The sequence below is a fragment of the Sungkyunkwania multivorans genome, from assembly GCF_042675645.1.
Lineage (GTDB): Bacteria > Bacteroidota > Bacteroidia > Flavobacteriales > Flavobacteriaceae > Sungkyunkwania > Sungkyunkwania multivorans.
Genome location: NZ_JBHTJH010000004.1, coordinates 228,984 through 243,391 on the forward strand (window position 1 = coordinate 228,984; position 14,408 = coordinate 243,391).

The following is a 14,408-nucleotide window of genomic DNA, read 5'->3' on the forward strand; positions in this document are numbered from 1 at the left end:
CATACCCACTAAAATAGCACAATTTTGCGGGCAGAGCCGTTTCTAACCGTTAAAAACAGGTAATTTGAATAGTCTATAAACAGGGAGATACACCTCTTAAATGCAGTCTCATATAAAATTCCTATAGAAATCAAGAATTTTCAATGACGACAAGGGGAAAGCGCGATGTAAGCGCTTACAAACACTTACAAATGTTTACAAGCGACTACAAACGTTTAAAAATTCTTAATCGGATAATTGCGCTACTCCACCCGATTGTCATCAAAGGCCGAGGGTAGCAACTTCGGAATGAATTTTATCAATATGGGAAGCAATACGGTGCCTCCAGGAAGGGCAAAAATGGCCAATGAGGGGATGGTCTTGCAGATATCCAGGAGTTGTTCTCGTACTTTTTGTTTTTCAGTTTCGTCCAGTTCTTTTGAGGTGCTTTTAGATAACAAAACCAACAATTCTCTACTTTCGGTAAGTTCTTTCGTCAAGCGTTTCCTGTTTCTTAAGATCAGCATATTCACCATCTTAGATGATTGATCATAGAAGTGCTTTACAGGATTGCTGTGATTAAAGAAGGAGATCTTGTCCTGGTGTTGCATAATGAAGCCATGAACAAAGCTGATGGCAAAGCTGATTTCTTCTTCTTCTATTTCTAGATCCTTTCCTAGCGCCCAAATAAAATGATGTTCTCGTTTGTCCAACGCCTTATCATTCCACACGGCCATGGCAGCCATATCCATGATATAAAGACGCTCTAGCGTATTCCGATAAGGAGCGACCAATGCGCATAGGTCTGCAACAGAATGCTGTTCTGGAATTTGATGATATCGCAACGAAGACTGAAGTAACTTTACTAATAGCTCATCGTAATTGGTCTTTTCTTCTTTGGCGTTGAGGGCATTCAAAATAACCGATGTGATCGATTGCTCTAGATTTTCGGCATAGCTTTCAACCTCTTTATTACCATTGATAAATGCCTTAAAAGCCAAAACATCTACAAATAATAATGCATTGGTGATGATGTTGCTAAAGTTTCTCGTAAAGATATTCTGATTGGCCTGTACGCGGTAATGTAACACCTTCTCCAATTGAACAAGCTGCTTATTGCCTGCGATGATCTTATCGATCATCGTCAGCTTTTTTGCCTTTAGGTCTTTGTAGAATTCTAGGATATGACTTACGGCTCTTTTGGCATCGATCTTTGGATGATGCTGCTTGTAGGTAAATAATAAGGCTAGCAACAAGTTTACCTTGGTGACTTCCTCTTCGGTCAAGGAATGATCGGTTTTTAGTGATAGCCAAGGTGAAACATTGGTTCCATAGATAAACCCCGAGTGTCGTAATCTATGGTAATAAGAGTTCAGCGAAATACCGTTGAAAGCATCGCCCTCATCCAGCAGTTTCCAAAGCTTTTTGATCCAACCAGCAGAAGATGGGTTCATAACGCAGGTTTTTGTCTCGCTACGAATATACAATCTTCATCTTAAACAATGCCTCCAACGCTTTTATGAAATTGATAATTGCATTTTTTTTTGGACAAATGAAACCCTTTTAGACAAAACTCCGTAAGTGTCCGCAAATAATAACTTTTTAAGATTTCAATTATGAAAAAAATCAAAACCATTTACACGATCGGGGCATTGGCCATCCTAGCAGGTATTGCTATAGCCGCGGACCATCTAGAGGCGCCAAAAGTACGTATGGCTGCCACTTCAGACATTACAGACCTTTATGCTTTTGAAGGAAGCAATGCAGACAACACCGTCTTTGTTGTTAGTGTGCAGAGTTCGCTGGCAGCAGGAAACAATGCAAGCTTTGACGAAGACGTAATGATCGAGATCAACATCGATAACGATGGAGATCTTGTCGAAGATCTGGTGCTTCAAGCTGTACCGCGAGGCGATAGAATGTACTTTTTTGGTCCTGCCGCACCAAGTACCACTGGGTTGATCAGCTCCGTAGTGGATTCATCGGCAAGAAATGCCGTAAGAATTAGCGGTACTGGCGATGAGTTCACAGCAACCGATGATCGAGGCATTCAGTATTTCGCAGGATTGAGAGACGATCCGTTCTTCTTTGATTTTACACAATTCAATCAGGTAGTGCAGGGACCGTCCGTGGCGCCCAATGGATTTAACGATCCTGGTAACAACGACTTTTTAGACACCAATGTACTATCTGTGATCGTAGAGGTGCCAAACGCCCTCTTAGGTGGAACATTCGCACACCCGGCAGGCACAGGGACACAAGTATTTAATGTCTGGGCCGAATCAAAAAGAAAACAATAATTAACATGCTAATAAGACAAAAGATGAAAACAATCAATATAATTAAGACGTTGACCAGTTCTGTAGTAATGGTCACCTTTATGGTAGCTGCCGTTAGTTGCAGTAATGATGATGACAATGGAGCCACGGCCTTGGATTTTTCTGGAACCTTTGCCCAAGAGGATCAAATGGGGCGTCCTGGAATTGCGACAGTGTTTCCAACCACTGCCACAGAAGAAGATAGCTTCAATGTGACCATCCCTTCGCAGATGGGCGCTAATTTTCAAACCATTTTCGAAGATAAATTGAATGGTTTACATGCGGCTTTTGGTGTGAATTATGAGAACAATATCCTTGGATTGGATGCCACCACACTGACCACGGTGTTAGCATCAGATGTACTTCAAGTAGCACCCGATGAGATCACCACCTATTTCGATGGTACCAATGTCCTTACAGGAAGAAATCTTACCGATGATGTGATCGATATTTCATTAGTACTGTTATTCGGAGGTAATGATGGCCAGCGTTTCAATGGCGAAAATGGCACTCCTGAGCTTGTAAGCGATAATGTTGGTTCGCAAGACGAGCCAATTCTTTCGGTTTTTCCTTACGCAGGCAGACCCAATTAAATTCATCATAGGGAGTGCATTCGTGTACTCCCTTATTTAAACCATTCATTATGAAAACAAGACTTATAGCGACCTTTCTATTGGCCTCCATATTTGTTGGCTGTACTGGTGGGTCAGAAAAAATTACGGACCGAAGCGATTACGACACTTACCTCATGGTCGATTCCAGCGAAAAAACTTCAAATCTCAAAAGGGAGGTTGCATTCTGGAGCCAAAAGGTGAATCGCGATAGTATTCAGATAATATCCTTGGGAAAACTTGGAGACCTCTATACCCAACTTTTCGATAGAACAGGGGACATCCAATTTTTGAAGGATGCGGAACAGGTTCTTGCCAAAGCTGCCGATGTGGCGGCCATCGGGAAAGATTCCTACAGATTCGCATTGGCTAGAAACTATGTTACACAGCATCGTTTTAAGGATGCGCTAGCGCTGTTGCAACAGGTAAACGAGGATACGGGTGTTGTGAGTAAGCCACTTGCCATGCAGTTGTTTGATATACATCTGGAACTGGGAAATGATATGGCCGCAGAAGAATACCTAGGGATATTTAAGAATGACTACAGTTTTGATGCGTTGATACGCATAGCGAAATGGCAAGATAGTTTGGGCGAATTGGATGCTGCCATTTTCTATATGGAGAGCGCGATGAAATTGGCAAAAAAGAGCAAGAACAAATCGCTGATGCTCTGGAGTTATTCCAACCTAGCAGATTTCTATGGGCATGCAGGAAGATTGCAACAGTCCTATGAATACTATTTGAAGGCATTGCAATTGGATCAAGACGATACGTATGCACTAAAGGGTATTGCATGGATCCTTTTCTCTAAGGAAGGCGATGCAAACGAGGCCAGCAGAATTTTGGATGCCATTTCATTAAAGAAGAACACTCCAGACCTACAATTATTCAAGGAGAAGATCGCACGCTCCTTGCAAAATGAAAAAGAAGTGGAACAGCAACGTCTGGCATATTTCACTCAAGTGACGGATGCGAATTATGGCGTCATGTATGATTCGTATTCGATAGAATTGCTAGTAGAAAACCCAACAACTCTAGAAAAGGCGATCTCACTTGCAAAGAATGAAGTGAACAATCGGCCTACACCAGAGACGTATGGTCTATTGGCCTACGCACTTTTTAAATCGGGCGCAAAACAAGTGGCACTTCAAATCATCGAGGCGCATGTCGCGGGCAAAACGTCCGAACCGAAAACATTGTACCACATGGCTGCCATCTATAAAGCGAATAATAAGACTATGGAAGTTATTCCGCTTAAGGACGAACTAAAGGCATCATTATTCGAATTAGGTCCTATCTACCACGAAAAGATAGATCATTTATAAAATTCCTTTATAAATGGACTTATCCAATTCAGATTTTCACCAATCTTCAAATCCTAAAGAATAATTATGAGATATATCCTTATGATATCCATATTTTTCATCAACTGGCAAATATGGGGACAGCATTTTAGTGCTCAGATCTTAGATGAAAACAACGCTGCAATAGCAGATGCCTATGTGTATAACCTTCAAAACTCAGCACATGCACATTCAGATGTGAACGGATATTTTCGCATGATGCCTACAGAAGTTGGCGATACATTGCGAATAGGACGACTGGGTTTTGAAGTACATAAGCATGTGGTAAAGGCAAAGGATATAGCAACTATAGATACCATAATCTTAAAGGAATTACCGCTAAGCCTAAATGAAATAGTGATAAGTCCAAAATTGAACGCGCTCAAACGCATAGCAGCCGTAGATTTAAAGCTTACTCCAGTAGCATCTTCTCAAGAACTGTTGCAGCATGTGCCAGGATTATTCATAGGGCAACATGCTGGCGGCGGAAAGGCCGAGCAGATATTTCTAAGAGGTTTTGATATCGACCACGGAACGGATATAGGCATCGATGTTGATGGTATGCCAGTAAACATGGTGTCGCATGCGCATGGACAAGGCTATGCCGATCTGCACTTTGTGATCCCAGAAACGATAGCAGACATCGATTTTAATAAGGGAGCTTATGATGTGAGTAAAGGTAATTTCACTACGGCAGGTGCGGTAGGCTTCAAGACAAAAGACTATCTTGATTCAAGTACGTTGGGCATAAACTTAGGTAAATTCAACACAAAGCGTCTCTACGGTCTCTTTAACTTAATGAAAAATAACAACGGACAGAATGCCTACCTTGCTTCAGAATTTCTATCGAGTGACGGCTACTTCCAGTCCTCACAAAATTTTAGTCGATTTAATGTGTTTGGTAAATACAATGCTTGGCTGTCGGATAAAGCCAAACTCACCTTGTCTGCTTCACACTTTACCAGCACCTGGGATGCCTCTGGCCAAATTCCGCAAAGGGCAGTCGACGACGGTACAATATCTCGATTTGGAGCGATTGACGATACTGAGGGAGGACAGACCGCTCGAACAAATCTTAATATGTCATACTATAATAATATTGATGATAAAACCTCGTTGAAAACCAATATCTTCTACAGTCAATATGATTTTGAGCTATATTCCAATTTTACATTCTTTTTAGAGGATTCTATCAACGGAGATCAGATACGACAGAAGGAGGAACGAGAATTACTTGGTCTCCATACCAAATTGAAGAAGCAGCTTAGACCGAACGTATCTTTAACCTCTGGATTGGGGTTTCGATATGATATGATCAGCGACAACGAACTTTCTCGCACTAGGAATAGGAATACCACGCTTTCAAACACACAGTTAGGTGATGTCGAAGAGCTAAATTATTTTGGATATACCGGTCTAGAATTAAAATTTGGAAAGCTGATACTGCTGCCTGGCTTGCGATGGGATCATTTCAAATTTTCTTACGAAAATAAGCTAGCAACCGCCTTTGACAAGCGTTCTAAAGAAGAATCCGTCTATAGCCCTAAATTCAATGTATTGTTTTCTCCGAATGAGAGCGCTCAGATATTCCTGAAATCTGGGATGGGATTTCACACCAATGACAGCCGGGTGATCACTGATCGATCAGTGGACCATACCATTCCTCAGTCTTTTGGAGCAGATATCGGAACTATCTTGAAACCTACAAAAAGATTGATCCTAAATACTGCACTGTGGTACCTTTTTCTGGAGCAGGAATTTGTTTATGTAGGCGATGCAGGCATTGTAGAACCCAGTGGAAGGACCCGACGTCTCGGGATCGATGTCGGAGCACGTTATCAGATCAACGATCACTTGTTCTTTGACGGTGATCTCAACTATGCATACGCCAGAAGCATCGATGCCGACAAAGGTAACGATCGCATAGCGCTTGCACCAGATCTCACCTTTACCACGGGTCTCAGCCTAAATGATTATAAAGGCTTTTCAGGTGGATTTCGAACTCGCTATATCAAAGACCGTCCGGCTAATGAGGATAACTCTATCATTGCAAAGGGATATCTTGTCACCGATCTTAATGTCAGTTATCAAAAGAACAATTTCCAAATGGGATTGGTGCTCAACAATCTTTTCGATGTAAAGTGGAACGAGACCCAATTTGCAACCGAATCTCGTTTGGCAAACGAACCAAATTCGGTGGAGGAAATACATTTCACGCCCGGAACACCGTTCAATGCAAGCTTGCAGTTCCGATATAATTTATAGAGACAGGGTATAAGCCAAAGTGATAGCAATGATCTTTTGATTTTAGGTTGTTTGGTTAAGTTAGGTTGTGAAGCGCCTGCATTCGATTTTGGATGTGGGCGTTTCTTATGGTTACTGTATTTCTTTCTAATATTGGTATATAACATCAGACGCAACCTTTTTCTCTATAAAACATCCATTGGATAACAACTAACCTTAACAGAAATGAAAAAACTCGCTACCATTGTTTTAATATCAGTCACCATTTTAGGCTGTAGTTCAGATGAATCGTCATCAGAACAGTTCATTGTTGACGGCATCATATTTGGGGAGATTTACGGTTTTTGCGCTGGAGATTGTATCGAATTATATCTGTTGGATGATGAAAATATTTATAAGGATGCCGATGGTAATACCCAATATGGAAATTGGGAGGATACTGCTTTTGAACGAACACCGCTTTCAGTTGATGCATTCACCCTTGCACAGTCACTTTTAGAGATACCGGCGGCATTACTTACCACAGATGAGCCTGTCGGAAATCAGACGATAGCGGATTTTGATTATTATTTACATATCAATCGAGATGGCGTTATCAAAACTTTCATATTTGATGAACCCATGGATGGGGTGTCTACTTCCGTAAAAGAATATTTGGAAGAACTTATAAATGTCAGTGATCAATTATCGGAGAACTAACGTTGCTAGCTTTTCACCACGCCTAATGTATATAACTGCTCCAGTGTAGGTGACTCGCTACCGCCAGCAGGCTCTAAAGTGATCCCGAAGGCTTGGGATTCATTGGTGTTGGCCAATGTGAATACTTTATTGTCATCATCTACAAAGTCCTCTAGTAGCCCAAGGCTCGTAGGGGTAAGTGGGTCTAGTTTTAAAGACCATACCTGATATACCTTGCCCGCAGGAGGTTCTGGCAATCCTAAAGCGTCGATATATACCGTCTGCGTTTCCTTGTTCCAAAAAGCGGTTGCATACGAATCTGGAGCAACGTTTTGCCCATCCAATTTGGTAGCGACGATATTGCGGTCTCTGAGGATATCCACAAGCTCCTGTGCCGATTTTAGGCTGTTGTTAGCCTCGGCGATCTGTTGTTCGAGAAAATTATTTTCGAATTTGGTGGTCTGTAATTCGGATTCTAAGTTGCTTTTCTCTTGGTAGAAATAGAAAAGTCCAGCTGCCAGCAGCACTGATGCGGCCCATCCGGTATAACTTGTCCAATTCGTTTTCTTTTTTGAAGCTATCGGGATCACTTTAGGCGCTTGTGACTCTTTAGGCGCGTCTGTTGACAAAGCAGCTTCTCTTATGGTATCTTGTAAACCCGATGTGGCCTTTGGCGAGGCTGCGGCCGTGATCTGTAAAATGGCCTGCTCTATCTTTTCGACCTCTTCTTTGATCTCGGGATGCTGCATCATTAGTTCGTACACCTCCTGATTTTCTTTTTCAGAAAGTGAACCAGCTACGTACAGCTCTAAAACGCCTGATGCTATGTACTCTTTAATGTCCATATGATGCAGGTAATTTCTCCCTTAGTTTTGAAAGACAGCTACGATTTCTTGTTTTTACGGTTCCAATCGGAATCTCAAGCGTTTCTGCAACTTCTTTCTGTGTGAATCCTTTAAAATATAGGAGGTCGATGATCTTTTTGCACTTCTCCTTAAGGGTTTCCACGTAGTTTATAATTCCTTTTAGGTCGATCATAGCATCGACCCGATCATTCGATGCGAGGATATCTACGAAATAATCAGCAGTAAGGTTCTTTTTTTGGTTTCCAAAACTTTTAGAACGAAGAATATCAATTGCGCCATTGCGAGCAATGTTCAGCATCCAAGTGAATAAGCGGCCTTTGGCACTAGAGTAGCTTGTGGCGTTATTCCATACTTTGATAAATGTATCTTGGAGCACTTCCTCGGCAATTTCTACATCTTTTACAATGGCGTATATCACCCCTTGTAAACTCTCAGAATATTTTTGGTACAAAATATCAAAGGCCTTGGGGTCTTTTTCTACAAGTTGTTTTATGAGCTGTTCTTCGGTCAAAAATTTTTCATTCTTTAAGGTATAAAAATAACAAAAGCCACATTGAATGCGGCTTTTTTTATTGAGAAAAATATGCTATTCGATAATTCCTGCGCAGCTTATGCGTGCACCAGCTGCTCCGCTGGGTTGCGACGTGAAATCATCAACTCCTTGATGAACGATGACAGCCTTTCCGAGAATATTCTTGTTGGGGTCATCACAGCCAATACACCATTGGTCGGTCTCAAAGGTCACCTTTGCCTTTCCTTCTGCGTCTGCTTTAAAGTTACCGATATCCCCCTTGTGATATCCTTCCGATGCGCCCCATTTTCCGTGTGGCTGATGCGTAGGATTCCAATGACCTCCTGTAGATTTGCCATCTGCCGAAGAGCAATCCGCTTTTTCATGCAGGTGAATGGCATGCTCACCTTCGGTCAATCCCGAAAGGTAGGCGACCATCATCACTTTTCCTCCTTCTTCCCTAAAGGTGACTTCTCCAGTGACACCGCTATCGCTTTTGGCTTCCAAAGGAAACTTTACCTCTTTGGCCATAACTTCCTCAACTTCTTCCTTTACCTCCTCTACAGTTTCTTCTATGACCTCTTTGGCCTCTTTCTTTTCTTTTTTACAGCTTGTTGCAAAGATGAATAGCGAACAAGCCGTAAGTAAGGCTATTTTTTTCATGATATTAAGTTGGTTTTAATTCAATTACCAAGTTACTGTAATATTTAACTAATTGCAAAGATTGCCTAAAACTGTTTGAGTATTTCTCTGTGATCCCGAATACCTCTTTTGATATTCTCGCATAGGAGCAATGCCTTATCGATTCGAGTTTGGGAGTTTTTGAAGCGAGCGATCATATAGATGATACTTCTTTTTTTTCCCGGTGTGAAAGATTCAAAGATCTTATAAGCTTCAGTATCGGTCTCGAGCACTGCGGCTAATTCTTCGGGTACATCGACACCATATTTGGAATGATCTTCAAAAAGCTGAAGTTGAAAATAATCACTTGGAAATAGCCCTAACTGCTTTTGCTTGGATTTTCCAAAGGTAAGCCGATAGCGGCCTTGATATTTTTGTAAGGCCGCATGAAATTCAATGCTTTTTCCTTCAAAAGTTGCAATGACTCTTACCCTCTGTTGTCCGGCATCTATGAATGGTGTCACTATAGATTCTGGAAGGTCTATTGCATGCATCCCCTTTATCGTAACCTCAAAGGGGGTGGATCGTATTTTTTTATCGTCAATGGACATTTTTTACTTGAGAAGGGAGGTATTCACGTTTACCTCCGCGTGCAAGGTACGATGCACAGGACATTTATCGGCGATTTGCAGTATACGCTCTATTTGCTTCTCGTCCAGATTTCCTTCGAGTTTTATCTCGCGGTCAAAAGTGTCAATTCTTGCCTTAGGGTCATTCTCACAAGCCTCGCAATCGTCCGCATGTCTTCGGTCGTAGCTGGTGTGGACCTCCACATTTTGAAGATCCCATCCCTTTCGTTCAACATACATTCTTATGGTCATGGCCGTGCATGCCGACAATCCTGCCGACAGGAACTCGTAAGGAGATGGCCCAAAATCATTACCGCCAACATCTAAGGGCTCATCGGCCACCATATAGTGATTTCCTACCTTCATTTGTGTTGTAAAACCATTTTCGATGTCCAAACTGGCCACCACATGATGTACACTTCGTAGTGGTTCCGATTTTGGAATGCTCACATATCTCGAGGACCATCCGGCGATCACCTTTCCAGTATATATTGAATCTTCTTTGCGCGAAAGTAGGTGGTCGGCACCATCTAAGGTCACGAAACTCTTAGGATGATGCGCCGCATGATAAAGCTCTTCGGCATTTCTTATACCTACCGTATTATCTTGGGGCGAATGCATGATGAGCAATGGCTTTCTCAAGTTCTTTACAGTGTCTGGTAGCGACTTGGTTTCAAGATCATCTACAAATTGTTTTTTGATGGTAAAATCACGACCACTGAGATTGACCACCGCATGGCCATTCGCTTCAATTTCCTGTAAACTGCTCTTTAGTAGGTGTGTCACATGTTTAGGGTTGGAAGGAGCTCCGACGGTGGCGACCGCTTTCACCGCATCGATCTTGGCGGCTGCAAAGATCACCGCAGCACCTCCTAATGAATGTCCAACAAGCAATGCAGGAGCCTGATGATTCTCGGCTAAAAAATCTGCAGCTGCGATCAGGTCATCTACGTTTCCGGAGAAATTCGTATCGGCGAAGTCGCCATCGCTTTCCCCTAGACCGGTGAAGTCGAACCTTAGAACACCAAAGCCCTCCGAGGTCAATGCTCTCGAAATGTTTTTAACAGCACCTAAGTTTTTCGTGCAGGTAAAACAATGCGCGAAAAGTGCAAAATTATGCGGATGTTGGTCGGCGGGAAGTTCTAGTCTTCCAGAAAGGGTATGTCCTTCCTTATTTTGAAATGTGACCTTGGATAATTTCATCTGTTGATTTTATTTGGTTGGCGATATCAATGATCTTGTCTAACAATTGCTGGAAATGTGGTCGTTGGGTAAAGGGATTCATTACGGTAACACGTAAATAGTGCTGCTCGTTGATGGTGGTCTCTACGATATAATACGCTCCGTCATAGAGAAGGTGCTCACGTAACTTCTTATTAAAAGCGTTGCGTTCTTCCATATCAGTGTTGGTATATCGAAAACACACAATGTTGGAATCTGGTGTTAGCAGCAATTCAAAATCCTGCTGTTCTTCGATCATCTTAGCGAATCGTTTAGCCGAATCATACAAGGTATTCACATAATCGCTAAAGAAGTCGGTGCCATAGGCATTGATGATCGCATAGAATCGCAGGCTCATCATACTCTTGGTGCATTCAAAGGTGCGCCGAGCCATGTTATACCAATCTTCTTCTTCTCGTCCCCAAAGATATTGTGCCTTTTGGGTAAAGGTCTTATAGGAGTTCTTGTTCTCTTTAAAGAGCAATGCTGTTGTGATGCTAGAGGTGGCCATCATCTTATGGCCATCGATCACTACAGAATCTGCGTATTTGATGCCTTTTAAAAGAGATCGGTATTTTGCAGAAAAGATCGCAGCTCCCCCGTGTGCCGCATCCACATGAAACCAGAGCTGATGTTGCTTGCAGAAGCTTGCGATGTCACTTAGGTTATCATACATCCCGGTAGAGGTAGATGGCGCACTACCAACCACGGCGATCACCTTGTATCCTTTTTTAAGAGCGGCGTCATAACATTTTTGAAGTTGAGCAGTATCCATCACAAATTTTTCATCCACCGGAACTTTCACGATACCATCTTCGCCCAGCCCCATGATCTTTACAGCGCGAGTCACGCAGTAATGTGCCTCTTCACTTACCATGATCGCAAGTTTTTCTTGGAGTCCTTCGTTCCAACTATCGTTCTTGGACATCACATTTCGTGCACATAAAAGTGCGGTAAGATTTCCTAGCGTTCCACCAGAGGTTAAAAATCCTCCTGAACTGTCATCAAAACCAATGGCCTTATTGATCGTTTCGATCACAATGCGCTCCATAGCCGTCGGTGCCATACCCATTTCATATACCGCCATACCATTATTGAGCAGAGCGCTCTGCAAGGTGGCAAGCGCCGATATGGGAACGGTTGGAGATACTTGGTGCCCAATACATTTCGGATGATGTGTTTGTGTGATACGTTTCAGCACTTCGGAGAAAAGATCGCTAGAGGCTGTTTTCTTGTGAAGGAAATCATTCCAGAAGGCCAATTCATCTTCCGGAGATTGATAGTCGATCACCTTTTGATGATTTCCTGTGGTGGCACCTTCAAGATAATCTGATAGTATATCGATCAGTTGATGTCCCTCGTTTCTAAATCGATCAGCGTTGTATGCTTCTGCAAGCGTATGAGTCATGCGTCGTGGTTTTCTTCGAATACCATAAAAATACTACCTTGCTGATAGCTTTCAAAGGAAGGAAACCTAATTTTAACCTTTGTATATAACCATTCTATTCCATGCTTATGATCGATAATAACGATTTGATTACCAGAGATTGGCTTGCTATTGAGCGCACCAAATTGGCGAACGAACGGACATTTCTTGCTTACTTGAGAACATTCATAGTACTATTCGCCAGTGGGGTGGGTATTTTAAAGATCGATCTCTTTAGCGAACTCAAAACCCTAGGATTGATGCTCACCATTTTATCGCCCATTATCTTTATTGTAGGGTTATTGCGGTTGCTTAGGGTTCGAAAGAGAATCAGAGATCACTATTCTTAGTCAGCAGTGTTTTTTCGATAGTCTAAACGGAACGATAGGCAAATACGTATTCGGTCGAAGTTCGCATCACTAAAGGCGTTTCTCATATAGCCAATATCTAGACTTATATCATCATTTAGATAAGCCCCTAAACCTACGTAGCTCCTGTTTTGATTGAATGGTGATTTTTGAAGGTTGATGAATAGTTCGTTAAAGCCTCTTATATAATAATTTTTACGGATCGGATGTTTCAATTGAAACCGATATCGCAGGCGATGATAAGGATGAAAACGTTCACCGTCTTTTCGTATCCAACGTGTTTCATGCCGAAAGCGATGATCGAAAGCAAATTTCTGTAGATGAGACCTCAGATAGACTTCTTCATACATCCAATGCTGTGTTCCGCCTTTAGCTTCCCTATTTTTTGAAAAGGGCTCGGAACTGAGATATCCGTAGCCTATGGTAGTTGTTACTTTAGGGTTTAGATGAAGGCTGATACCTGTTCTAAAGAAGGCGAATTCGTAGTGGTTGAATAACTCGTAATGCTGCAAGATGCCAATCGTGGGGATACTGATCTTTTTATCTAGTCGATGATCGATAGAGAGCACTGACCAGGACCCTAAATAATCTTCTTTGTTATTTTGTGCAGAAAGAGGTGTTGTAAACAACATCCAGAGGATAAAACCTATGATATTTGATAGGCGCTTAAGGGTCAATTTCAAATGAATTTACCACAAAAGTATGCGCTAACGACAAGGCCAAAACTGACGGTTGTCAGTTGATAAAATCTACAACGTTATAGTTGAGAAATTTATCAAAAAAAGAAGGTTTTTCCCTTGATGAGAGATGCTTTCAGCTTTTAGGGTCGGTCTTTTTTCTTAGGTCAGTGTTGAAGAATACGCCCAATTGCAATCGATCGAATTGGGCATTTTGAAAGTGGTTCTTTAGGAAGCCCAATTGGATCTGAAAGTCTTTTTCGATCTTGTAGCCCACGGCGCCATACAAACGATTCTGACCAAACAGGTCGTTTTGAAAGTTGATGAACACTTCGTCATAGGCATTCAAGAACCATTTTTCTCCCAGCGGATAGGTTACCTGAAGGCGGTAGCGACCTCGGTGTTCTGTATCACTTCCATTTTGGCTATCTATAAAGCGCTGTTCGATGCGATAACGATGTTCAAAGGCGAATTTACCCTGTTGGTTCTTTAAAATGAATTGTTGGAAGATACGATGTTCTTTGGAATTTTCTTCGCCCTCCACATCCTCGAACGTACCGTCGGTATTGATATAGGCGTATCCAAAGGTGGCAATGGCCTTTTCGGAAATATGGTAATTTGCGCCAGTTCGCAGAAGTAGTTGGTTAAAGTTGGAAGCGGTCTCAAAGAATCGAAACTGTGCTTCAGTATGAATGCTCCAGCTTTCTGAGACCTTGTTCGTACCAAAATACATATACCAAGCTCCAAGATTGTCTTGACCATCAGATTGGGCATTCAATTTTATCAAACAAAAAATTACTGCAACAACAGTTATTAAGTTGCACTTCATACATAGAAATTTTATTTTTTGAAAATACGCTCCCTTTATTTTAAGGAGAAATAAGTTAACCTTTAGAAGGGGCGTATCCGTATTTTG

15 protein-coding genes are annotated in these 14,408 nt (G+C 41.9%); 6 read left to right on the forward strand and 9 right to left on the reverse strand.

Translation table 11 applies throughout. The features are described from left to right. Positions 1 to 242: 242 nt before the first annotated feature. The gene (locus ACFQ1M_RS04030; protein WP_386404238.1) at positions 243 to 1,433 is read right to left on the reverse strand and encodes an LETM1-related biofilm-associated protein; all 1,191 of its coding nucleotides are present in this window, start codon (positions 1,431 to 1,433) and stop codon (positions 243 to 245) included. Positions 1,434 to 1,595: 162 nt separating this feature from the next. On the opposite strand from ACFQ1M_RS04030, the gene ACFQ1M_RS04035 reads away from it, so the two are divergent. From ACFQ1M_RS04035 to ACFQ1M_RS04055, 5 genes are all read left to right on the forward strand, one after another. Next, complete coding sequence (locus tag ACFQ1M_RS04035; protein WP_386404241.1) at positions 1,596 to 2,279, forward strand: DUF4331 family protein; 684 nt, start codon at positions 1,596 to 1,598, stop codon at positions 2,277 to 2,279. 23 nt (positions 2,280 to 2,302) lie between these two features. Beyond that, positions 2,303 to 2,890 (forward strand): DUF4331 family protein, encoded by a 588-nt coding sequence (locus tag ACFQ1M_RS04040; RefSeq protein WP_386404244.1) that lies wholly within the window; start codon positions 2,303 to 2,305, stop codon positions 2,888 to 2,890. 50 nt (positions 2,891 to 2,940) lie between these two features. Further along, a complete protein-coding gene (locus ACFQ1M_RS04045; RefSeq protein ID WP_386404247.1) occupies positions 2,941 to 4,233 on the forward strand; it encodes a tetratricopeptide repeat protein in 1,293 nt (430 codons plus the stop codon). 66 nt (positions 4,234 to 4,299) lie between these two features. After that, entirely contained in the window at positions 4,300 to 6,516 is a 2,217-nt protein-coding gene (locus ACFQ1M_RS04050) for a TonB-dependent receptor (protein WP_386404250.1), read from the forward strand. A 204-nt stretch (positions 6,517 to 6,720) separates the two neighbouring features. Next, on the forward strand, positions 6,721 to 7,194 hold the full coding sequence (locus ACFQ1M_RS04055; RefSeq protein ID WP_386404253.1) for a hypothetical protein: 474 nt from the start codon (positions 6,721 to 6,723) through the stop codon (positions 7,192 to 7,194). A gap of 5 nt (positions 7,195 to 7,199) precedes the next feature. On the opposite strand, the gene ACFQ1M_RS04060 is transcribed toward ACFQ1M_RS04055, so the two are convergent. The 6 genes from ACFQ1M_RS04060 to ACFQ1M_RS04085 all read right to left on the reverse strand — a co-directional run bounded on the left by ACFQ1M_RS04060 (position 7,200) and on the right by ACFQ1M_RS04085 (position 12,429). Beyond that, complete coding sequence (locus ACFQ1M_RS04060; protein ID WP_386404256.1) at positions 7,200 to 8,018, reverse strand: anti-sigma factor; 819 nt, start codon at positions 8,016 to 8,018, stop codon at positions 7,200 to 7,202. After that, the gene (locus tag ACFQ1M_RS04065; protein ID WP_386404259.1) at positions 8,008 to 8,550 is read right to left on the reverse strand and encodes an RNA polymerase sigma factor; all 543 of its coding nucleotides are present in this window, start codon (positions 8,548 to 8,550) and stop codon (positions 8,008 to 8,010) included. The genes ACFQ1M_RS04060 and ACFQ1M_RS04065 overlap by 11 nt, the downstream gene beginning before the upstream one ends. A 75-nt stretch (positions 8,551 to 8,625) precedes the next feature. Further along, positions 8,626 to 9,213, reverse strand: coding sequence for a superoxide dismutase family protein (locus tag ACFQ1M_RS04070; protein WP_386404262.1), 588 nt, complete (start codon positions 9,211 to 9,213; stop codon positions 8,626 to 8,628). 65 nt (positions 9,214 to 9,278) lie between these two features. Beyond that, positions 9,279 to 9,782: a YdeI/OmpD-associated family protein gene (locus ACFQ1M_RS04075; protein WP_386404265.1), complete on the reverse strand. Its 504-nt coding sequence runs from the start codon at positions 9,780 to 9,782 to the stop codon at positions 9,279 to 9,281. Between the two features lie 3 nt (positions 9,783 to 9,785). Further along, positions 9,786 to 11,003 (reverse strand): bifunctional alpha/beta hydrolase/OsmC family protein, encoded by a 1,218-nt coding sequence (locus tag ACFQ1M_RS04080; RefSeq protein WP_386404267.1) that lies wholly within the window; start codon positions 11,001 to 11,003, stop codon positions 9,786 to 9,788. Further along, entirely contained in the window at positions 10,972 to 12,429 is a 1,458-nt protein-coding gene (locus ACFQ1M_RS04085) for a pyridoxal phosphate-dependent decarboxylase family protein (RefSeq protein WP_386404270.1), read from the reverse strand. The genes ACFQ1M_RS04080 and ACFQ1M_RS04085 overlap by 32 nt, the downstream gene beginning before the upstream one ends. Before the next feature lie 107 nt (positions 12,430 to 12,536). Here ACFQ1M_RS04085 and ACFQ1M_RS04090 point away from each other — a divergent pair, with 107 nt between their 5' ends. Next, positions 12,537 to 12,797 carry a DUF202 domain-containing protein gene (locus ACFQ1M_RS04090; RefSeq protein WP_386404273.1) on the forward strand — a complete coding sequence of 87 codons (261 nt, stop codon included), beginning with the start codon at positions 12,537 to 12,539 and terminating at the stop codon, positions 12,795 to 12,797. Here the strand turns inward: ACFQ1M_RS04090 and ACFQ1M_RS04095 are convergent. Both ACFQ1M_RS04095 and ACFQ1M_RS04100 read right to left on the reverse strand, forming a co-directional pair. Next, entirely contained in the window at positions 12,794 to 13,498 is a 705-nt protein-coding gene (locus tag ACFQ1M_RS04095; protein ID WP_386404276.1) for a DUF2490 domain-containing protein, read from the reverse strand. The genes ACFQ1M_RS04090 and ACFQ1M_RS04095 overlap by 4 nt on opposite strands. A 130-nt stretch (positions 13,499 to 13,628) precedes the next feature. After that, a complete protein-coding gene (locus tag ACFQ1M_RS04100) occupies positions 13,629 to 14,321 on the reverse strand; it encodes a DUF2490 domain-containing protein (protein ID WP_386404279.1) in 693 nt (230 codons plus the stop codon). Positions 14,322 to 14,408: the final 87 nt, after the last annotated feature.